Annotated in this window: 16 protein-coding genes and 2 pseudogenes; 10 read left to right on the plus strand and 8 right to left on the minus strand. The window is 73.3% G+C overall.

The annotated features are described in order from the left end of the window. Window positions 1-447: 447 nt before the first annotated feature. Complete coding sequence (locus tag JWP64_RS20085) at window positions 448-690, minus strand: hypothetical protein (protein WP_297499433.1); 243 nt, start codon at window positions 688-690, stop codon at window positions 448-450. A 245-nt stretch (window positions 691-935) separates the two neighbouring features. Next, a complete protein-coding gene (locus tag JWP64_RS20090) occupies window positions 936-1,226 on the minus strand; it encodes a hypothetical protein (RefSeq protein ID WP_297499435.1) in 291 nt (96 codons plus the stop codon). Between the two features lie 77 nt (window positions 1,227-1,303). Between JWP64_RS20090 and JWP64_RS20095 the strand changes: the two genes are divergently transcribed. Continuing rightward, entirely contained in the window at window positions 1,304-3,955 is a 2,652-nt protein-coding gene (locus JWP64_RS20095) for a LuxR C-terminal-related transcriptional regulator (RefSeq protein ID WP_297499437.1), read from the plus strand. Window positions 3,956-4,059: 104 nt separating this feature from the next. Beyond that, window positions 4,060-6,645, plus strand: coding sequence for a LuxR C-terminal-related transcriptional regulator (locus JWP64_RS20100; RefSeq protein WP_297499439.1), 2,586 nt, complete (start codon window positions 4,060-4,062; stop codon window positions 6,643-6,645). Here the strand turns inward: JWP64_RS20100 and JWP64_RS20105 are convergent, their stop codons facing one another. Next, window positions 6,646-6,927, minus strand: a complete 282-nt coding sequence (locus JWP64_RS20105; protein ID WP_297499441.1) for a hypothetical protein — start codon at window positions 6,925-6,927, stop codon at window positions 6,646-6,648. A 173-nt stretch (window positions 6,928-7,100) separates the two neighbouring features. On the opposite strand from JWP64_RS20105, the gene JWP64_RS20110 reads away from it, so the two are divergent. After that, window positions 7,101-7,364: a hypothetical protein gene (locus JWP64_RS20110; protein WP_297499443.1), complete on the plus strand. Its 264-nt coding sequence runs from the start codon at window positions 7,101-7,103 to the stop codon at window positions 7,362-7,364. Between the two features lie 309 nt (window positions 7,365-7,673). Then, on the plus strand, window positions 7,674-10,277 hold the full coding sequence (locus JWP64_RS20115; RefSeq protein ID WP_297499444.1) for a LuxR C-terminal-related transcriptional regulator: 2,604 nt from the start codon (window positions 7,674-7,676) through the stop codon (window positions 10,275-10,277). Between the two features lie 124 nt (window positions 10,278-10,401). Here JWP64_RS20115 and JWP64_RS20120 read toward each other — a convergent pair whose 3' ends face one another. Both JWP64_RS20120 and JWP64_RS20125 read right to left on the minus strand, forming a co-directional pair. Further along, window positions 10,402-10,605, minus strand: a complete 204-nt coding sequence (locus tag JWP64_RS20120; RefSeq protein WP_297499446.1) for a hypothetical protein — start codon at window positions 10,603-10,605, stop codon at window positions 10,402-10,404. A 228-nt stretch (window positions 10,606-10,833) separates the two neighbouring features. Continuing rightward, on the minus strand, window positions 10,834-11,034 hold the full coding sequence (locus tag JWP64_RS20125; RefSeq protein ID WP_297499447.1) for a hypothetical protein: 201 nt from the start codon (window positions 11,032-11,034) through the stop codon (window positions 10,834-10,836). 389 nt (window positions 11,035-11,423) lie between these two features. Here JWP64_RS20125 and JWP64_RS20130 point away from each other — a divergent pair, with 389 nt between their 5' ends. The 5 genes and pseudogenes from JWP64_RS20130 (at window position 11,424) to JWP64_RS20150 (ending at window position 15,509) form a co-directional block, all read left to right on the plus strand. Beyond that, a complete protein-coding gene (locus tag JWP64_RS20130) occupies window positions 11,424-11,882 on the plus strand; it encodes a hypothetical protein (protein ID WP_297499449.1) in 459 nt (152 codons plus the stop codon). A gap of 319 nt (window positions 11,883-12,201) precedes the next feature. Further along, a complete protein-coding gene (locus JWP64_RS20135) occupies window positions 12,202-12,525 on the plus strand; it encodes an SHOCT domain-containing protein (RefSeq protein ID WP_297499451.1) in 324 nt (107 codons plus the stop codon). Between the two features lie 255 nt (window positions 12,526-12,780). Beyond that, window positions 12,781-13,008 (plus strand): annotated as a pseudogene (locus JWP64_RS20140) (MFS transporter); the annotation flags it as partial. Window positions 13,009-13,117: 109 nt separating this feature from the next. Further along, window positions 13,118-13,810: pseudogene (locus JWP64_RS20145) on the plus strand (MFS transporter); the annotation flags it as partial. A 241-nt stretch (window positions 13,811-14,051) separates the two neighbouring features. Beyond that, window positions 14,052-15,509, plus strand: a complete 1,458-nt coding sequence (locus tag JWP64_RS20150; RefSeq protein WP_297499453.1) for a diacylglycerol kinase family protein — start codon at window positions 14,052-14,054, stop codon at window positions 15,507-15,509. A 448-nt stretch (window positions 15,510-15,957) separates the two neighbouring features. On the opposite strand, the gene JWP64_RS20155 is transcribed toward JWP64_RS20150, so the two are convergent. From JWP64_RS20155 to JWP64_RS20165, 3 genes are all read right to left on the minus strand, one after another. Next, complete coding sequence (locus tag JWP64_RS20155) at window positions 15,958-16,629, minus strand: GAP family protein (RefSeq protein WP_297499455.1); 672 nt, start codon at window positions 16,627-16,629, stop codon at window positions 15,958-15,960. Window positions 16,630-16,651: 22 nt separating this feature from the next. After that, window positions 16,652-17,851 (minus strand): AI-2E family transporter, encoded by a 1,200-nt coding sequence (locus JWP64_RS20160; protein ID WP_297499465.1) that lies wholly within the window; start codon window positions 17,849-17,851, stop codon window positions 16,652-16,654. Between the two features lie 135 nt (window positions 17,852-17,986). Continuing rightward, window positions 17,987-18,262, minus strand: coding sequence for a DUF3040 domain-containing protein (locus JWP64_RS20165; RefSeq protein WP_297499457.1), 276 nt, complete (start codon window positions 18,260-18,262; stop codon window positions 17,987-17,989). A gap of 436 nt (window positions 18,263-18,698) precedes the next feature. Here JWP64_RS20165 and JWP64_RS20170 point away from each other — a divergent pair, with 436 nt between their 5' ends. Continuing rightward, window positions 18,699-19,265 carry a potassium channel family protein gene (locus tag JWP64_RS20170; protein WP_297499459.1) on the plus strand — a complete coding sequence of 189 codons (567 nt, stop codon included), beginning with the start codon at window positions 18,699-18,701 and terminating at the stop codon, window positions 19,263-19,265. The last annotated feature ends 141 nt before the right edge of the window (window positions 19,266-19,406 follow it).

Here is a 19,406-nt window from a genome sequence, read left to right on the forward strand (position 1 = left end):
AGGGTCGGGATGATCGGCGAGCTGGTGGGCGAAGCGGATCGGCGATAGGCGCCGACTCATCGTGCCGACCTTGGCCCCGCGGCCGGCGAGGTCGGTGAGGTAGCCGGAGAGCGCGGCCGGGTCGGCCGGGAGCGACTGCTCGTCGTGGGCGTGGCACCAGGCGGTGAAGTCGGCCCAGTCTCGCGGTAGCCGCGCAGCGTGTTCGCCGCCCGGGATGCCGCGACGTAGCCGGCCTCGTCGGCGGTCAGCGGGATGTCGCCGGCGGGCGCGAGCCACTCCCGATCGGTTCCGGGTCGCGGATGGGCCGGTGCGGTCCCCTCCCCCGCGGCGCTCGGCCCCGCGTCGCCTCCGTTATGACAACCGCGGCGGCGTCGTCCCGACTGCGCACCTGACACGGAGTGCCGCGGGCTCGGGGGACGGCAGCGGGTGATGACTCACGGGCGGACCCTAGCCGCCGGTACCGACAGTGGCAGCGGTAGCTGCCGGGTGATCGTCCTGGCGACGATGCGAAGCCGCTTCCTGCTTCCCCGGGGAGAGCCGGCCGAGGTCGTTCTGGCGACGGCCGTCCTGCACGGGCAGTTCCTCGTCGAGGTCGGGCGGCGTGCCGCCGAGCAGTGCCGCCTCGAGCCGCTCCATGACCAGCATGAACACACCCATCAGGACAGGCAGTACGAGCACGAGCAGGACCATGCGCACCTCCGAGGCCACTGTCCCGGTACACGTCGGATCGCGCACTGCCCGGAACGGAGGAGCCTCGGGGTGGGCCTGCACCGATCGGAGGGCGCCGGAAGGCCCGAACGGGCCTGTCCGGCCCGCGACGGACCGAGTTGACTCGACGACGCCGAGGCAGCGAGGTGCACCCGATGGCGACCGTCGAGCGCAGGAACTGTCGGCCCGAGATCCGTCGTACCTGCCGGCCGAGACGGTCGGCGCCGCTAGGTCCGCGGGCCGGTGCCGATCCCGCGCGTGGCGGCTGGAGCGTCTGCGCCGCATTCGGGACAGCCGGCACCGCGGCCCTCGGGACGGCGAGGAAGCCGCTGCAGCTCGACGAGCTCCAGGCCCAGCGCTTCGATCCGCGCAATGAAGCCGTGAAGCGCGGCGCGGTCGGCCACGCGGCCGACCAGCAGTGTCTCCGTCGTCGCCGCGCTCGCCTCAAGCGGGTGGAGCGCGCCCAGCAGCCCGGGCGTCAGCCTGCCGGTGACCCGGAAGGCGTACTCAGCGCTCACGTCGTTCTCCCGTCCGGTGCGGCCTCCCCTCCCGACATGGTCGGAGCAACCGGATGAGAGCGCCCCCTCCTGCCGGCATGAGACGGGGTGGCCGCCCTCCACCTGCCTCCGACGACACGGAGCGGGTCGACACCCGGTTCGCCGTCCCGCTCGCCACCCATGTGGTGGTCCGGCCGCGTCTGCACTCCCGGCTCCCGGGTGGGCTCGCGGCCTCCTGCGTCCTGATCGCCGCACCGGCGGGATGGGGCAAGACGCTGCTCGCCGGCTCCTGGCTCGGCGCGGGCGGCGCCCGAGGTGCGTCCGCATGGATCTCGCTCGGGCCGCGCGACGACGACCTGCGGACCTTCTGGACGTCCGTCGCGGAGGCGCTCCGCCCCGTGGTCGGGAACCGCGCCGCCGGCGTCCTGCGCAACGCGGTCACCGCCGACGACCTCGAACAGGCGCCGGGGCGGTTCGCCGAGGCGCTGGCCGCGGACGGGACGCCGGTCGTCCTCGTCCTCGACAACCTGCACGAGGTGACCGGGCTCGCCGTGCACGAGAGCCTGCTGCGGCTGGTCCGGCGGCCCCCGCCGGGGCTCCGGTTCGTCGTCACGACCCGCCGGGACCCGCCGTGGCCCCTGCACCGGCTGCGCCTCTCCGGCGTCCTCACCGAGATCCGGGCATCGGACCTCGCCTTCCGGGCCGACGAGACCCAGGACATGCTCGGCGGGCTCGGGATCGACCTCGACGCCGTGCACGTCGACCGGCTCGTCGAGCGCACGGAGGGCTGGGCCGCAGGCCTACGGCTGGCGGCCCTGGAACTGCACGGCACGGCGGACCCCACCGGATTCGTCGATGCGTTCTCGGGCGACGACCACGCCGTGGCGGCGTACCTGCTCGACGAGGTGCTCGACGGGCTGGCCCCGGACCTGCTCGCCTTCCTCGTGCGGCTCAGCATCCTGGACGTCGTGTGCGCCGACCTCGCCGACGCCCTGACCGGTAACCGGAGCGGCGCGGCGACGCTCGCCGAGCTCGCCGCGTCGAACCTGTTCGTGCACGCGGTCGGCACGGGCGGGCGGTGGTACCGGCTGCATCGGCTGATCGCCGACGTCCTGCGCGCCCGCATCGTCGCGCCACGCACGTTCCGCGATCTTCACCGACGCGCGGCCGAGTGGTGCCTGCACCAGGGGATGCCGCTCGACGCCGTCCGCTACGCACTCCGCGGCAGGCTCTGGCCGCTCGCCGCGGAGATCCTCGGCGTCCACGTCGCCGCGCTCACGCTGCGGGGCAGCCCGCGGGAGGTCGAGCTGATCCTGTCCGCCGTGCCCCGGGACGCGCTGCTCGGCCACCCCGAGCTCGCGGCCGCGCTCGCCGGAGCCCGGGTCATCCAGGGCTCGAGCGCGGGAGTTGGGGAGCTGACGGCCGCGGCCACGGCGGGCGCCGACCGCCTGTCGGGCCGACGCGCCAGCCGGCTTCGAGTCGTGCTGCACCTGATCGATCTGGGGCACGCCCGCACGAGGGGGGACCTCGCCGGCGTCGCCGACGCGTGCCGGCGGATCCCGGAGGATCCGGCCGCTCTCGCCGCGCTCGGGCTCGCCGCCTGGGACGTGGTGCCGCTACTGGCCCTCGGAAACGCCGGGACGGCCGAGTTCTGGACCGGTGACGCTCCCTCGGCGGAGAAGCACCTGCGGGCCGCCGTGCAGATGGACCGGCCCGGTGGCGTCCTGCGGCCGCACATCAACGCGGCGGCCCACCTCGCCCTGCTGCAGTGCGAGCGGGGCGACCTCGACGCCGCGCAGGACGAGGCGCGCGCGGTGATCGAGCTCGTGACGGGGCTCGGGTGGACGGTCTCGGCCCAGGTCGTGGCGGCCTACCTGACCCTGGCCCGGGTGGCGCTCGACCGGGACCACCACTCCGATGCCGACCACTGGCTCGGACGGGTGGCGGAGGTCGAGGAGGTGGCCCCTGAATCCCACATCCAGCTCGCCGCGGCCGCCCTGACCGCGCTCCGCCAGGCGGACGCCGGCGACCTGGAGGGCGCGCTGACCGCCCTGCGGTCGACGACGGCGAGGCTGGTCGGCAGCGCGCCCCCGGCGCTCGCCGACCGGCTGCTGCAGGTGGAGGCCGACCTGCTGTGCCGCAGCGGTGACCTCGAACGCGCGGGCGAGGTGCTGCGAGGATCGCCCGGCCCGGTCACGGCGGAGTCCGCGAGGGCCCTCGCCCATCTGAGCTTCCGCGCGGGGGACCTCGCGGCGGCGGAGGCGGCGCTGGCCCCGTTCCCGGACGACGGGGCCACGATGCGGGGGCGGGTGGAGGGCGCCCTGCTGCGCAGCGTGATCGCCGGGCGGCAGGACCGCGCGGCCGGGCTGTCCCGGCTGGAGGACGCGCTGATCGCGGCGGCTCCGATCGGGATGCGACGGCCCTTCCTGGTCCACGCGGCGGATCTGCGGGACCTGCTCGGCGCGAGGATCGAAGCCGGCACCGCGGTGGCTGCCTTCGCGGTGGATCTGGCGCGCCGGATGTCGGGGCAGCGCAGCCGGCCGCCGGTCGTCCAGGCCGCCGCGCTGACAAAGAGGGAGCAGCTCGTCCTGCGCTACATCGCGAGCACGCTGTCCAACGCGGAGATCGCCTCCGAGCTGTATCTGTCGGTGAACACCGTCAAGAGCCACCAGCGGATGGTCTACCGCAAGCTCGGAGCCGACGGCCGGCGCGACGCCGTGCGGCGCGCGAAGGAGCTGCGTCTCCTCTGACGGGGCTCATCCACGCGGCCTTCATCCCGGGGGAATGAGCCGGGCTCATCCCGATCGGCAGGACCCTTCGGACGTCAGCGAAGAATCCAGGGAGGAGGTTCGGCATGCTGCCGATCCCGCCTACGGCGATTCCCGCGCTTCCGGACCCGTTCGTGCCACGGTCGCGGTTACTCGCCGCGCTACAGGACGACGGCGGCGACGTCGTCCTGGTCTGTGCTCCCGCCGGGTTCGGCAAGACCGCGCTGCTGGCGCACTGGGCGCGCACCGCCCCGCCCGCCTCTCCGGTCGTCTGGGCCGACCTGCACCAGGGGGCCGAGGCCGCCGAGAGCATCTGGCAGGTGATCGTCCTCGCTCTGACCGCCTGCCCAGCGATCCCGGCCGACAGCGCGTTGCACGAGCTCGGCCGAAGGGGCTCGTCACCGACCTCTGTCCTCGTCGGTGATCTCTTGAGCGGGCTCGCCGCCTTGCCGGTGCGGGTCGCGCTGGTCCTGCACGACGTGCACGAGGTCGTGGCACCGGCGGCGCTGGCGGTCCTCGGGGCGCTTCTGGCCGCGCGTCCGGCTGGGGTGCGCCTCGTCCTCTGCGGCCGCCGGGACCCTCCGCTCTCCCTCGGCGCGCTGCGGTCGGTGGGACGGCTGCGCGAGGTCCGTGCCGCCGGGTTGCGCTTCACGGTGGAGGAGACCGGCGAGATGCTCCGGCGAGCGGGCCTGCACCTCGACGAGGCTCAGGCAACCGAGGCGCACGCCTGCACCGGCGGCTGGCCCGCCGGGGTGCGGCTCCTCGGCGCCGCCCTGCGCGGCGGGTCGGATCCGACCGCGGTTCTGGAGCGGTTCGCGGCCGCCCTCGATCCGGTGGCCGACTTCCTCGTTCGCGAGGTGCTGGACGTCCTGCCGGCCGCGGACCGGGATCTGCTCGACGCGATCGGCGGGGGTCCGGTCACCCCCCGGCTGGCGGCCCTGCTCAGCGGCCGGAGCGACGCCGGCGAGGCGCTGGAGCGGCTGGCCCGCGAGACGGGGCTCGTCCAGCGCCTGTCCCGGGCGGGGTTCCGGGTGCACCCGCTCGTGCCGGCCCACCTGCACACCGGCCATGTCGGCCCGGGCGGGGGCGCCGCTCTGCCCGGTCGCGCCGCGCGCCGGCCGGCGGCGGAGGCCGAACCCCTCGAGGCGGTGATCCGCAACGCCCTTCGGGGGGACGACGCCGCACTGCTCGTCGAGGTCGTCCACCGGTTTGCGGGCCGGCTGCTGGCCACCGGTGGCCATCCCGCGCTCGCCCGGCTGCTGGCCCGGCTCGGCGAGAAGGCCGTCGCGGATGATCCCTGGCTGGCCCTCTGCTCAGCGCTGACCCGCATCGAAGCAGGTCTGGAGCCGGCCGGTGACGGACCGGCGCCACGCGGGCTCGGTCCCACGCCGGCCGAGGCCGGCCCCAGGCTCACCGTACTGCGCTCGATCACCGGTGTGTTCGCCGCCGCCGCCACCGGGGATCTCGGCGCCGTCCCCGACCCGGTCGACCCCGAGCGCAGCCGCCGCGACGCCCCGGAATGGGCCGCGCTGGCCCTCGCGGCTGCGGGCGGCAGGGCGATGCTGGTCGACGGCCACCCGTCCGCGGCCACCGCAGCGCTGGAGGAGGCGCTGGAGCTGGCCCGGCTGCACGGCTTCGGGTACCTCGAGATGCAGTGCCTGGGGTTGCTCGGCAGCGTGGCGGGCATCAGCGGCGACTACCCGGCGATGACGACGGCCGCGGCCCGGGCGGACGCGGTGGCGATCGCCGGTGGGTGGGAGGCGGCGCCGCTGGCGACCGCGGTGCGGTGGATGCTCGCCTACGGGGCGCTCATGCGTGCCGAACCCGTCGAGGCGCATCGGCTCGCGGGCGAGGCGCTGCGGCGGGGCGGAACGGCGCTCCGGGCGCGGTACGTCTTCGCGCTGCGCTCCGTGCGGGGCGCTGCGCTCTTCGACGCGGGGCAGCGGCGCCGTGGGCTGCAGCAGATGCAGCAGGCCCGGGCCGACCTCGGCGCGGTCCACCTGAGCCCGGTGCAGGCGGCCGCCCTCGCCGTGGTCGAGCACAAGGCTGCGTCGGCGCTCGGCCGTCCCGAGGCGGCGCGCGCCGTGGTCGCGTGGTTGACGGACCGCATCGGCCTGTGCGCGGAAGTCGTCCTCATGCGGGCGTGGGCCGAACAGTCGGCGGGCCGGGATGCCCAGGCCACCGCGCTGGTCGAGCCGATCCTGGACGGCACCGTGCCCCCCCTGCTGCCGCACACCGTCGTCGAGGCGCTCCTGGTGGAGGCGAGCGGCAAGGTCAGCGACGGCGACGTCGGCACCGCTCGTCGTACGCTCCGCGACGCGCTGTCCGCCGGCGCGTCCCTCGGTGTCGTACGGCCGTTCGCGCTGGCGGCCGGGCACGCCCGCGAGCTCCTGGACGAGCACCTCGACCCGATCGGCGCCGCCGAGCCGTTCGCGGCCCGGGCACCAGCCGCCGACCGGCCGCCGGAGTACCGGAGCGCGCGCCTCGACGACACCGAGGTGCGGCTGCTCGCACGGCTGCCGTCGTCCCTGTCGATGGAGCAGATCGCCGAGGAACTACGGATGTCCCCGACGGAGGCGAGCACCGGAGTGCGCGCGGTCTACCGCAAGCTCGGCGTGAGCAGCCGCCGGACCGCGGTGTCGACGGCGTACGAACGCGGGCTGCTGCGCTGATCAGTCCACGAACCACACGTCGGCGAGGTCCACGGCCGCGAGGCCCTGGTCTCCGGCGATGCGCTCCATCGCGGACGCGAGCTTCAGCGAGAGTTCGACGGCCACCTCCGCCAGTCCGTCGACCCCGGACTCGGCCAGCACCGCGGCCAGGACCTCCTGGGCGCCGGCGACCCCGCGCTCGTAGTTGTGGTCGTCCGACAGCACGGCTCGCACCGAGTCGTAGGCCCGCGCTCTCGGGTACAGGTCCACGGATTCGCCGGAGGCGGCTCCGTCGTCGCTCACTGTGGCTCCTCTGCGGCACCAGCCCACTCATTTCCGGGCTGACGACGCAGAATACCCACGCCATCGGTGGTTACATGCGCGGACAGCAGCGCTGGGGATCACGGGCTAGAGTCACCGCGGCCAGAGGTCGGCGGGGGGTAGCGACCTTCCGCCGGCCCGCGAGGAGAACGAACGTGAGTGACCTGTCCGCCGAGCGGCAGACCCGTTCACTGGTCCTGGAGGCCATGCGGGCCGTCCTCTCCGACGACCACAACTACGAGCGCGGGCTCGCCGCCCTGAACGACGTCGTGGACCGCATCGTGCGGGAGGAAGGTGCGGGCGGGCTCCGCGCCTTCGCGGTGGCGCTGTCGCTCGCCCTGGCCACGGCTCTCGAACGGATCGCCCAGGAGCAGCGACTCGCCGCAGAAGATCTCGTGGATGTGTGGTTCGCCGAGTGACGCATCGCCGTCGGGCGGGAAATCCGAACGGGCGAACATTCTCGGAACGGGATCGGATATGACTCGTCCCCTTTGCCCGTGACGAGCGGTCATTGGCGCGTGAACGGACGAGGGAACCGCGCTGAATGGCGTTCCCGCCGACCATCTACCCGGCGTCGGTCGATAGACACCACCACCTGCCAGCACTATCGTCGGCGAGCGAGCCGTCAATGAACATCACATTTGTGCGCCGGCCCCTCTTCGGGAGATCGATCCGAATGTTCGCCAAATGATCGCGGGGCCGAAACGGGCAACCTGGAGCTGACCGCCATGCCGCTCGTTCCGGCCGTCAAGATCACGGTGCCGCAGGTCCCGCCCGAGTTCGTCGCGCGCGCGGAGCTGTACGCGGAGCTCGACGCCGGAGCGGCTGCGGACCTCTCGCTGGTCTGCGCTCCCGCCGGCTACGGCAAGACGCTGCTCCTCGCGGACTGGGCGCGGACGAGCGCCGCGGTCGACACCGCGTGGGTCGGCCTCGACCGCGATGACAACGACCCGAGTCGGCTGTGGGCGTCCGTCGTGGCGGCGGTCGCGGGCTGCCCGTCGGTCCCACCCGACAGCCGGCTGAATGCTCCGTGGGCCTGGCCGCTGGGCGCCCTACCGGAGTTCGTCGTCGAGTTCGTCGACGCGCTGCAGGCCTTACCGCAGCCCCTCCGCCTGATCCTCGACGACGTGCACGAGCTCGTCGATCCGGAGGCTCTGCACGGCGTCAGGATCTTCACCCGGATCAAGCCGGCCGCCGTCCAGCTCGTCCTGGCCAGCCGGCTCGATCCGCCGCTGTCCCTGCCCCGGTTACGGCTGGCCGGCCGGCTGCAGGAGCTGCGCGCCGCGCAGCTGTCCTTCACCCGGCACCAGGCCGCGGCGCTGATGGAGAAGTCAGGGCTGCACCTCACAGAGCAGCAGGTCGAGGTGCTGCACCGGCGCACCGGCGGCTGGGCCGCCGGTCTGCGGCTCGCCGCCCTCGGGATGGGGAAGTCCGCCGACCGCGACATCTTCCTCACGCAGTTCTCCGGGGCGGATCGCTCCGTGGCCGACTACCTCGTCGGCGAGATCCTCTCCGGCCTGCCGGAGGACGTGCAGGAGTTCCTGCGCGTGATCAGCATCAGTAACCCGGTGCCGGCCGGGCTCGCCGCCGAGCTCTCGGGGCTGGACGAGGCCGGCAGCATGCTCGACCGGCTCCAGCACCGGACCTCCCTCGTGACGGCCACCGGATGGCCACACGAGGCCTACCGCGTCCAGGAGCTCCTGCGCACCCATCTGCTCGCCGACCTCCAGCGCCAGGGCGAGCGACGAGTGGCCGACCTGCACGGCGTGGCCGCCCGCTGGTGGGCGGGCCAGGACGAGCCCGTGCGCGCACTCGACCACGCCGCGCAGGGCCGTGAGGCGGCGCTGCTGACCGATCTGCTGCACCGGTTCGCCGTGCCGCTGCTCCTCGTCGGGGAACACGAGCCGCTGCGACGTGCACTTTCGCGTATCGGGGCCCACGCCACCGCCCTCGACCCCTGGCTGTCCCTCCCCTCGGCGCTCAGCAACCTCGAGGCCGGGGAGCTCCTCGCCGCACAGGGAGACCTGCGCCATGCGCGGCAGTTCTGGCCGGCCTACGGCACCGTGGAGCTCACGGTGCTCCGGGCCGTGGCCGAGCAGTTCGGTGCCGGAATCCCCGACCCGGTCCCGTCCGCGATCGCGAACACCGACGAGCTACCCGCCGAACCGGAGCTGGAGGCGCTCGCCCGGCTGAGCCGGGGCAACGTCCGGCTCGAGCACGACGACCGGGCCGGGGCCCGCACCGAGTTCGAGGCCGCGCTGGCCCTGAGCCGCCGGCACGGTTTCGACTACCTGCAGATGCAGTGCCTCGCGCTGCTGGGTGTCGTCGCGGCCGTCTCCGGCGACCTGCGGACGATGCGGGCGGTGAGCAGCGAGGCTCTCCTCGCCGCGGCCGACCACGGCTGGGAGAGGACGTCCTGGTCGACCGCGGCCACGGCGATGCTGGCGTACTCCGAGCTCATGCGCTCCGAGGCCACCGACGCCGAGCGCCTCGCCGCCGACGGCCTGGCACCGGGGCCGGCCGCGTCGTCACCCCAGTCGTGGTTCACGTTGCAGGCGGTCCATGGTGCCGCGGTCTTCGACCTGGGGGACCGGGCCGCCGGGCTGGCCGAGCTGCAGCAGGCGCGCTCGGACTTCGGCGCCGACGAGGCGGGAGCCGAGCAGTGCGCCTCGATGGCGTCGCTGGAGTTCCGCGCAGCCCTGTTCCTCGGGCACGCGGCGGCGGCGCGGAGCGCCCTCGCATGGTTGGCGGAGCGAGCCGGAGACAGTGGCGACCTGTCGACGATGCGCGCGTGGGTCGAGTTCGCGGGAGGCCGGCGGGACCAGGCACGCAGCCTGATCCGTCCGGTGTTGAACGGCTCGGCACGCACGTTGCTCCCCTCCACGGTGGTGGACGCCTGGTTGCTGGAGACGTCCATCGCCGTCACCGCAGGCGAGCGGCCCGCCGCGCGCCGCGCGCTGCAGACCGCGCTGGCCGTCGCCGAGCCGCTCGACGCGATCCGCCCGTTCGCCCTGGCCGAACCGAGCGTCCGCGAACTGCTCGTCCACCAGCACGGCAGCTTCGGAGCCTGGGACGAGGTCGCGGACCGGGCGCTCGCCGCGGGAGCCGGTCGCACACCACAGCGGGCGATCCTGAGCGAACGGGAGATCACGGTGCTCGGGCTGCTCCCGTCCTTGCTGTCACTCGACGACATCGCCGCCGACCTCACCGTCTCGGTGAACACCGTCAAGAGCCACGTGCGGTCGATCTACGCCAAGCTCGGCGTGAGCAGTCGCAGGCTCGCCGTGCTCGCGGCGCACGAGCACGGTCTGCTCGGCAGCGGAGCACGTTGACGACGCACCGTTCGGCGGACGGCCGGGCGGTCCGGGCGGTCCGGGCGGTCCGATCGCGTCCGGTCCTCGGTCGGCGGCTGCGGGCCGCCTCTGCCGGCTCCACAGCGGGTTCAGCCGACCCCGCTCAAGGGATCGGGTGCACGGACACCAGCGTGATGCCCAGCGTCTGGATCTGAGCGATGATGCCGTGCAGGTGCGACTCGTCCAGCACCTCGCCGTCGATGACGGTCTGGAGCGGCACCTCGCTGACCTGCATGTCGACGAACGCATTCCGGGCCTCCTCCGACAACCGGCCGTCGACCCTGAACTCATACCGCCTCGTGCCCATCGAGCCTCATCTCGTCCACCGGCCGCGGTCCGGTGCCCTCGTCGAACCCTCCACCCGGGCACCCTGCTCTCGTCCACCGGAAGCGGCATCGCCCAAGCCGGGTGAGTGGCCGCCCGGCCGCCGGACGCCTCGCGGCGGAAAGAGCACCCAGCCCGGTTGACGACCGGGAGCCCGTGGCGGGTGTCCCGTCGGCAGCCGGTACAACTGGCGACCGTCGTCCGTCGCGGGTCAGCCCGGCAGTCGCTGCAGGGAGAGCACCTCCAACCCCATGTCGCTGCACAGCGTCAGCAGCGCATGCAGGTCGGACTGGTCGCGAAGCACGCCGAACAGGATCGTCTGCGGTGGCACCGCCTGCACCTCCAAGGAGCAGAACGCGCCTCTCGCCCGTTCGGACAGACGTCCGCTCACGCACACCTCGTACCGCGCCATCACCGCTTGCCTCCCTACAATCCGGACCCGTCGATACACGGGCCCAGGCTCCGCTCCGGGACTCCGCGCGTCTTCGCCCGGATCGGATGACCCAGGTGCCTCGTGACCTCGTTCGGACGCCGTCGTCGTCCGGACCGCATCGACGGCAGTGCCTGGTGGCACGCTTCGCGGACCTGATGCGGGGAGGTGCCCCCGGAGACGACTGCGGTGCGGGCGCCATGGCCGGTTGCCTGCCGTGGACGATCCCGCTCATCCGATTCGGATGAGGGCCGACGGCCCGGCCGGGTCGACGATCGAGCATGCCGTCGACCTCGGCGGCGGACAGCCGGAACCACCCCGACCCGGTGCTCCGGGTGACTCCAGCCAGCAGATCGAGGAGAACGCCCGTCATGACCGACACCTCCCACACCAGAACCACGACCGACTCGTCCCCGGGCTACGCGACGAGCGCGAACGACGTCTCCGGCTGGACCGGGTGGGTCGTCTTCGCCGGCATCATGCTGATCATGCTGGGTGCGTTCCAGGCGATCGAGGGCCTCGTCGCCCTGTTCGACCGCGGCTACTACCTGGTCACCTCGTCCGGCCTGGTCGTCAACGTGGATTACAACGTCTGGGGCTGGGTCCACCTCATCCTCGGCATCCTCGCCGTGGCGACCGGGTTCGGGCTCCTCGCCGGCAACACGGCCGCCCGCGTGGTCGGCATCGTCCTCGCCGTCGTCAGCGCGATAGTGAACCTGGCCTTCATCGCGGCCTACCCGGTCTGGTCCACGATCGTCATCGGCGTGGACATCATCGTGATCTACGCGATCGTGGTCCACGGGCGCGAGCTGAAGAGCGACCCGATCTGAGAGCCGCACTCGGCGCCCGTGCAGCCACCGATCTCGAGAACGCGGCGCCGCCCGTGCCCGGACGGTGCCAGCAGCCTTCCCGCAGCGCGGCTGCCCTCCTCTCGCCCGCAGCGGGCGATGCCGACCAGCGGCGTCCGAGTGACGCTTGCGCGACCGGCAGCGGCCTCGCGCTGTACCGGTGCCCAAAGGCGACCAAGGAGTTCGACATACCGTTGTGGGACGTGCTGGTGTCCATCTTCTGGTTCATGATCTTGTTCATGTGGGCCTGGTTGCTGATCACGATCTTGGGCGACCTCTTCCGGGATCACGAGCTGTCGGGATGGGCAAGGCGCTCTGGACCCTGTTCCTGATCGTCGCGCCGTGGCTCGGCACTCTCGTCTACCTGATCGCGCGCGGTCGCTCGATGAGCGAGCGCGATCGGGCAGAGGTACAGCGGAACAAGCGGGAGACGGGGTCGTACGCCCGAGAGGCGGCAGGACCCAGGAGTACGGCTGACGAGCTCGCCGAGCTCGCCGACCTGCGAGACCAGAGCGCCATCTCGGACGAGGAGTTCCGGTACGCGAAGGCGAAGGTGCTGGACAGGGAACCCGGGTCGACCCCCCTTGGGCCCGTCGACGACGGCGCGGTTCCTTCCCCCACGTGACCGCCGCCGGGGCTGATCGGCAGAGGCGGCGACCCGAGGATCGCTCGGCGGCGGGCGCTCGCCCGCGACGGGTGAGGACGCCGCCCCGGGGCTGCCGCACGGTGACCTCCGGAGCCGCCGCTCGCGGGGCGGCGCCAAGAACCCCCGGAGCAGGCATGAGCAGCAGCACTCGCGGAGCAGACGGGAGCGACGGCAGGTGCGTGCTGGTGACGCTGGCCCGGCGGCCAGTTCCTCATGACGCTCGACAGCTCGGTCATGAACGTCGCGATCGCCACCGTGGCCGCCGACGTCGGCACGACGATCACGGGCATCCAGATGGCCATCACGCTCTACACCCTGGTGATGGCGATGCTCATGGTGGCCGGCGGCAAGATCGGCTCGATGATCGGCAGGCGACGCGCCTTCGCGATCGGGTGCGTCGTGTACGGGCTCGGCTCGCTCACGACGGCCCTGGCACCGAACCTGCCCGTACTGATCATCGGATGGTCGGTGCTCGAGGGGGTCGGCGCCGCTCTGATCCTGCCGGCGATCGTCGCCCTCGTCGGCGGGGAACTTCCCGCCGGCGGGCCGACCCCGGGCCTACGGCCTCGTCATGGGGGCGGGCGCGATCGCGGTCGCCGTCGGCCCCCTCATCGGCGGGATCGCGACGACGTACTTCTCGTGGCGCTGGGTGTTCGTCGGCGAGGTGCTCGTCGTCGTCGGCATCCTGGCCCTCGCCCGGCGCATGCGGGACACGCCGCCGGAGGCGAGGGTCCGGTTCGACGTCCTGGGTGCGGTGCTCGCGGCCGCCGGTCTCGGCGCGGCCGTCTTCGGGGTCCTGCGCTCGGCGGAGTGGGGCTGGGTGATGCCGAAGCCGGGCGCGTCGTCCCTGCTCGGACTGTCTCCGACGGTCTGGTTCGTCCTGGCCGGGTTGCTGGTGACCTGGGTGTTCCTCGAGCGGGAGTCCCGGTTGGAGGCGCGCGGCGGGGAGCCGCTGGTCAAGCCGTCGCTGTTCGGGAACCGGCAGATGACGGGCGGGCTGCTGATGTTCTTCGTGCTCTACCTCGTCCAGGCCGGCCTGTTCTTCACGATCCCGCTGTTCCTGTCGGTGGCGCTCGGGCTCAGCGCGCTGGAGACCGGTATCCGCATCCTGCCGCTCTCGATCACGCTGCTGGCCGCGGCCGTCGGAATCCCGCGCTTCTTTCCTCAGGCCTCCCCCCGCCGGGTCGCGCGGCTCGGGTTGCTGGCGATGTTCGGCGGCGTGACGGTGCTCCTCGCGGCCGTCGATCCGACCGCCGACGCCCGGATCGTGACGGTCCCGCTGCTGCTCGCCGGGTTGGGGATCGGGGCCCTCGCCGGACTGTTCGTCGCCCGTCGGCTGCCCGACCATGCGCAGTGCTCGGCCGCCGACGGTGCGCCGATCGCGACCGGCCCCCACCCGGACGGGCGAGGATTCCACCCGCGGCGGATGACACGGCCTCAGCGTCCTCGCCGTCACGTCGAGGCGTGGGGCCGGCGACGGCCGTTCCGCCGCTCATCCAGGGCAGGTGACGACACTGCCCGCCGGTTGCCGGATCGTGGTGCAGACGCAGAACTCCCTTCAGCAGGTGGTGGTCTCCGTGGGCATGCAGGCGTTCCCGCCGTTCCGGTCGGAGGGGCAGCGGCCCGCGGCGCGCCGGCGCGCCGCGGCCGCCGTGAGTCTGCTCGCGGCGGTTGGAGCGCTCGCGCTCGTGGCCGCGGGACTCCTCAGCTCTCCCCTCCGGTTGCCACTCGCGCTGATCGCTCTGTGCATCGCTCTGATGGCCGCGTGGACTGCGCTCGTGCACCACGGCACGCGGCGCGTCCTGGCAGGGGTGGTCGCCGTCGTCGCGCTGGTCGGGCTGGTCGCCCTGCTCGATCTCCGCTCGATCGTGCGGATCTTCTTCGTGATCGTCCTGGTCCTGGTCTCGGCGGCGACCGCCCGGGTCGCGCTCGCCCACGACCTTGCGCCCGCCACCTTCGACAGCCGGAAGGTCGGCCCCACCCGGAGCGGGGTGCTCCTCATGAACCCGTGGTCGGGCGGCGGCAAGGTCGACCGGTTCGACCTGGCGGCCGAAGCTCGACGCCGCGGCGTCACACCCGTCGTCCTGCGCCGTGGCGACGACCTGCGCGCGCTCGCCGAGCAGGCCGTCGACACCGGTGCCGACGTGATCGGCATGGCCGGAGGCGACGGGTCGCAGGCGCTGGTCGCGGACGTGGCCCGCCGTCATGACGTGGCCTTCGTCTGCGTGCCGGCCGGAACCCGCAACCACTTCGCGCTCGACCTCGGGCTCGACCGGGCAGACGTGGTTGCGGCCCTCGACGCCTACGGCGACGCGCTGGAGCGCCGGATCGACCTCGCGACGATCGGCGACCGGGTGTTCGTCAACAACGCCTCGATGGGGGTGTATGCCACCGTCGTGCAGTCCGAGGCGTACCGCGACGCGAAGCTCGCCACCACCGCCCAGCTCCTGCCCGACCTCCTCGGCCCGGCCGCGCCCCCGTTCGACCTGCGCTTCCATCGCCCGGGTGGGAACGGCGGCACCTCCGCCGACCTGGTGCTGGTCTCCAACGACGTCTACAGGCTGGAGAGCATGAGCGGATTCGGGACCCGTCCGCGTATTGACGACGGGGTCCTCGGCGTCGTCACCGTCGCCGTCGACCGGGCCAGGGACCTGCCCGCCCTCGTCGCCGCCGAGGCCACCGGACGCATCCGGCGTTTCCCCGGCTATCGCGAGTGGACGACGCCGGATTTCGTCGTGGACTCGGGGCAGTCGCTCGTCGATGTCGGTGTCGACGGCGAGGCCCTGCGGCTGGCGCCGCCCCTGCGATTCCGTTCGCTACCCGGCGCGCTCCGCGTCCGCATTCCGGTCGACTCGCCCGGTACGTCGCAGCCCGCCTCGCGTCACGCGGGGCCCGGACGGACGGCCGCGGAGCTCGTCCGTGTCCTGGGCGGCCGTCCACCCTTGCTCACCCCTCGCGGATGAGGCAGGCGGGATCCGCATCGCTCAGGAGGCCCCAGATGTCGCCACCACTGTTCATCCAGCCTCCGGTCTCCGGGATCCGCCGTCCCCACAGTAATGAGCGGCGATGGCTGAGGGCGTCCACGACAGGCGCCACCGCCGCCGGTCGGGCTGGTTCGGGATGGTCGTCGGGGCGTCGTCGCCGACGCGGAGCGCATGGTTGCGCTGGACGTGGCCGGATGGGGTTGGGGAGCTGCTGGGTCCTCGGCTTCTTCCGGTCCGGGGCCAGGAGACGTAGGCCGCGTCGCCGATCCGGATGAGCTCCTCCTTCTGCAGCCGCTCCAACAGCTCGAGAGCGCTCTCGGCGCCGCCCGCCGAGTCGAACTTCCACACCGTCAAAGTCCCCGTACCGAGCCTCCTCGTACGCGCCGGCAGTTGGTCGCGAACGGCCCGGCACGGGCGAGCCCGCTCCTCAGGCCGTGGGGACCGTCAGGTCGGCGACGCCGGAAACCGTGAGGTATCCGCCCAGGACGCCGAGGAACAGCACCGTGATCACCCGCCGGTGCCTGCGGGACCATCCGCCGAGCAGTTCGAGCAGCTCCTGCGGGAGCCCGGGCCTGCGGGCGTACAGCAGCAGCGCCACCAGCGGCAGGCTGAACCAGATCGCGACGTAGACGGCCACCTGCAGCACGCCGTCCGCCGGGTGGCCACCCGTACTGCCGGCGATCGCGTTGAGCGCGGCGAGATAGACCAGGCCGGGCAGGTGGGTGAGCACCCCCGCCACGGCGGCCCCCCGGGGCGTCAGGCTCGCCAGCCTGCGCTGCAGCCAGCCGGGCGAGTCCGGCGGGCGCTCCCGTCGCCGCGGCGCCCACCCCGCCCACACGGCACCCGCGTACCCCAGCGCCGCCCCGCCGAGGACGAGATCGAGGATCGGCCTGGCCACGGACGACGACGTCGCCGAGACCAGCCCGGCCAGCAGCAGGACGACCAGCGTCCCGACGGCCAGGGTGAACGCGACCCCGGCCGTGACGTAGGCGAGCAGCAACCGTTGCGGGCCGCGGGTCGCGAGGATCGCGAACAACGCGGCGAGGGTCGTCGGCCGGACCACGGTGGACAGGGCGAGCAGAAGCGCCTCGTTACTCACGGCGGTGGGATCCGACCACGAGTCAGCCGCGCGGGATCGGGGGCGGGGCCACCCCGCCCCCCGCCGCCCCCGCGGGCCGGCCGGGGGTGGTGTGGGTGACCGGCTCCGGGGCGGGCGGCGGTTCGTCGGTGTGCGTGCGGCGCCGGCGTCGGGCTTGCTTGCGCTCCGCCTTCGCCGCCGCATCCGCCGCCGCGTCCTCCGGGTCCTTGGGCGTCGCGCGCAGCAACGCATCGGCCCACCGTGCCTTCGGGTCGATGTCGACGAGCAGCGCCTTGCACAGGAGGGTCAGCGGGATGGCCAGGATCGCGCCGAGCGGGCCCAGGAGCCAGGCCCAGAACACGAGCGCCAGGAACGTCACGGTGACCGAGAGTCCGACCGCGTCCCCGATGAACCGGGGCTGGATGATCGACTGCACGACGAAGTTGATCCCGCAGTAGACCAGCACGACGATCAGCGCGAGGGTGGGGCCGCCCTGGAGGAGCGCGAGCACTGCGGGCGGGATGACCCCGATGACGAACCCGACGTTCGGGATGTAGTTGGTGATGAACGACAGCAGCCCCCAGGTGACCGCCAGCGGGACGCCCAGGATCGCGAGCGCGACGGAGTCGAGCACCGCGACGATCAGCCCGAATACGGTCGTGACCAGGAGGTACTGCCGGGTCCCCCAGGCGAACCGGCCCAGCGCCTCGGTGACGCGCGGCCGCTCGCGGGCGATGGAGGCGAGCCGGTCCCCCGCTCCCCCGGACTCGACGCTGAGGAAGAGCAACAGGGCCAGCAGGAACACGAGGGTGGACGCCAGGCCCGCCACGCCGGCGAGCAGCGAGCCCAGCAGGCCGGCGATCTTGCCCAGGTTCAGCGAGCCCTTGGCCTGCGCGAGCTGCTCCGGGCCGATACCCAGCTTCGCGAGGTTCGCGATCGCGGTGCTCAGCAGCGCGTCGGCCTTCGTCGCGTACTGCGGCAGCTCGGTGGCCAGCCGGGCGACCGAGACGATCAGGCCGATCGCGATCGCACCCAGGATCGCGTAGACGAGCAGGACCACCACCAGCGTCGTCGCCCAGCCGGGCCAGCCCCTGCGGCGGAGCCGGCCCTGCACCGGGGCCACGGCGATGACGATGATCAGGGCCATGAACGCCGGGCCGATCAGCCACGCCACCGCCCGGATCCCGGCGACGACGATCACCACCGAGGCCGCGCCGAGCAGCAGGATCAGGGCACGGGGGATGCCGCGGGTGGGCGGCGGCCCGGCCGCCGGCGGGCCGACGGCGGGGACGCTCGGATGGGCGGCAGCCGAAGTCGTCACGGGGCGACGCTAGGACCGCGCCGCGAGCTTGGCCTCACCCGCGGCGGGCGATCGGGCTCATCGTTCGGGCGGCTCGGAATGCGCGACCACCCAGGCCAGCGGCGGGACGGCCAGCAGGATCACCGCACCGACCACCACCAGCGCGGGGACGGCCAGGACCAGCCCGGCGACGAACAGGACGACCGCGAGGCCCACCGTCCTCCGGGGCATCCTCCTCCACCGCTTCCGGCGACCGGACCCGCGGTCGCCGCGCAGCAGCAGGGCGAGATCCGGGTCGTCGTCGGTCAGGGCCGCCTCGATCGCGCGCAGGGTGCGCCGCTCCCGGCGGCTCATCGGCCCGGGATCCGGTGTAGGAGAGTCGTCGTCGCTCACGGCGCGCCCGCTCAGCCGGCCGGCTCGGCGTCGCCCCGGACCACGGCCGTCGGCCCGTGGCCGAGGTTCCTCAGCGACGGCTCGGCCCGGCGATCGCTCATCCCAGGCCTCCTCGTGTAGTCCGTTGGGCACCCCCGTCGCCCGGGGGATGCGCCCGACGAGCGTCGCAGCGGCTGCGCCGAAGACGCATCACCCCGCGGGGATGACCCGAGGTGACGGAGCCGGACGGGCGGCGACGTGCGCGACGATGACGGAGACGATCACCAACGGCATCATCAGTCTCGGAGATGAGGCACCGCCCGTGCCGGGTGGCCTCCGACGACGGGCGGTCACTCCGGCAGGGCTCACCCGCCTGGGATGAGGACCCCGCGGCTCGGTTGGTGTGCGCTGGAGACCGATGGCGACCACCGGGTACCGGGACCTCTCCCGATCGGCACGCAGGCGGCTCCTGGCCGCATCGCTGCTCCGCTCCGCCACGGTCATCACCGTTCTGCTGGTGGTCTACTTCCTGGCCCCGCTGGACCGTGCGCTCGACCTGGTCGCCTGGATCGAGTTCGGGATCGGGCTGCTCTCGTTCGCGCTGATCCTCGCCTGGCGGGTGCGGGCGGTCCTGCACTCCGACACGCCGCGCCTGAAGGCCGTCCAGACCGCCACCGTGGGCCTGCCACTGCTCCTCGTCGGCTTCGCCACGAGCTATGTGATCATCGCCGCCAACGTGCCGGACAGCTTCACCGAGGCGTTGAGCCGCACCGACGCCCTCTACTTCACGGTCACGGTGTTCACGACCGTCGGTTTCGGGGACATCGCCCCGCGCGGCGAGGTCGCCCGGGTCGTCACGACGATCCAGATGCTCACCGGTCTCGTCGTGGTCGGCGTGATCGCGAAGGTGCTGATCGGGGCGGTCCAGGTGGCCGAACGCCGCCGGGAGGACGCTCCCCCGCAGGACGGGCCGCCCGCGAGCTGAGCCGCAACATGCGCCCAGGAGCCCGGGGCGTCAGCCGCGCAGCTGCGCCATCAGGCGGCGCGTGCTGTCGCGCCGACCCCAGGCCACCACCACGGCCAGAACACCGACGGACGCCGGGATCGCGACGAGCACGCCCCCACC

It is taken from the genome of Pseudonocardia sp., from assembly GCF_025465255.1.
Lineage (GTDB): Bacteria > Actinomycetota > Actinomycetes > Mycobacteriales > Pseudonocardiaceae > Pseudonocardia.

Bases quoted from the DNA above. Each gene is read 5' to 3' on its own strand.
- JWP64_RS20120 (WP_297499446.1), bottom strand. From the start codon at position 10,605: ATGGGCACGAGGCGGTATGAGTTCAGGGTCGACGGCCGGTTGTCGGAG.
- JWP64_RS20095 (WP_297499437.1), top strand. From the start codon at position 1,304: ATGAGACGGGGTGGCCGCCCTCCACCTGCCTCCGACGACACGGAGCGG.
- JWP64_RS20115 (WP_297499444.1), top strand. From the start codon at position 7,674: ATGCCGCTCGTTCCGGCCGTCAAGATCACGGTGCCGCAGGTCCCGCCC.
- JWP64_RS20130 (WP_297499449.1), top strand. From the start codon at position 11,424: ATGACCGACACCTCCCACACCAGAACCACGACCGACTCGTCCCCGGGC.
- JWP64_RS20125 (WP_297499447.1), bottom strand. From the start codon at position 11,034: ATGGCGCGGTACGAGGTGTGCGTGAGCGGACGTCTGTCCGAACGGGCG.
- JWP64_RS20170 (WP_297499459.1), top strand. From the start codon at position 18,699: ATGGCGACCACCGGGTACCGGGACCTCTCCCGATCGGCACGCAGGCGG.
- JWP64_RS20100 (WP_297499439.1), top strand. From the start codon at position 4,060: ATGCTGCCGATCCCGCCTACGGCGATTCCCGCGCTTCCGGACCCGTTC.
- JWP64_RS20085 (WP_297499433.1), bottom strand. From the start codon at position 690: ATGGTCCTGCTCGTGCTCGTACTGCCTGTCCTGATGGGTGTGTTCATG.
- JWP64_RS20165 (WP_297499457.1), bottom strand. From the start codon at position 18,262: ATGAGCCGCCGGGAGCGGCGCACCCTGCGCGCGATCGAGGCGGCCCTG.
- JWP64_RS20135 (WP_297499451.1), top strand. From the start codon at position 12,202: ATGGGCAAGGCGCTCTGGACCCTGTTCCTGATCGTCGCGCCGTGGCTC.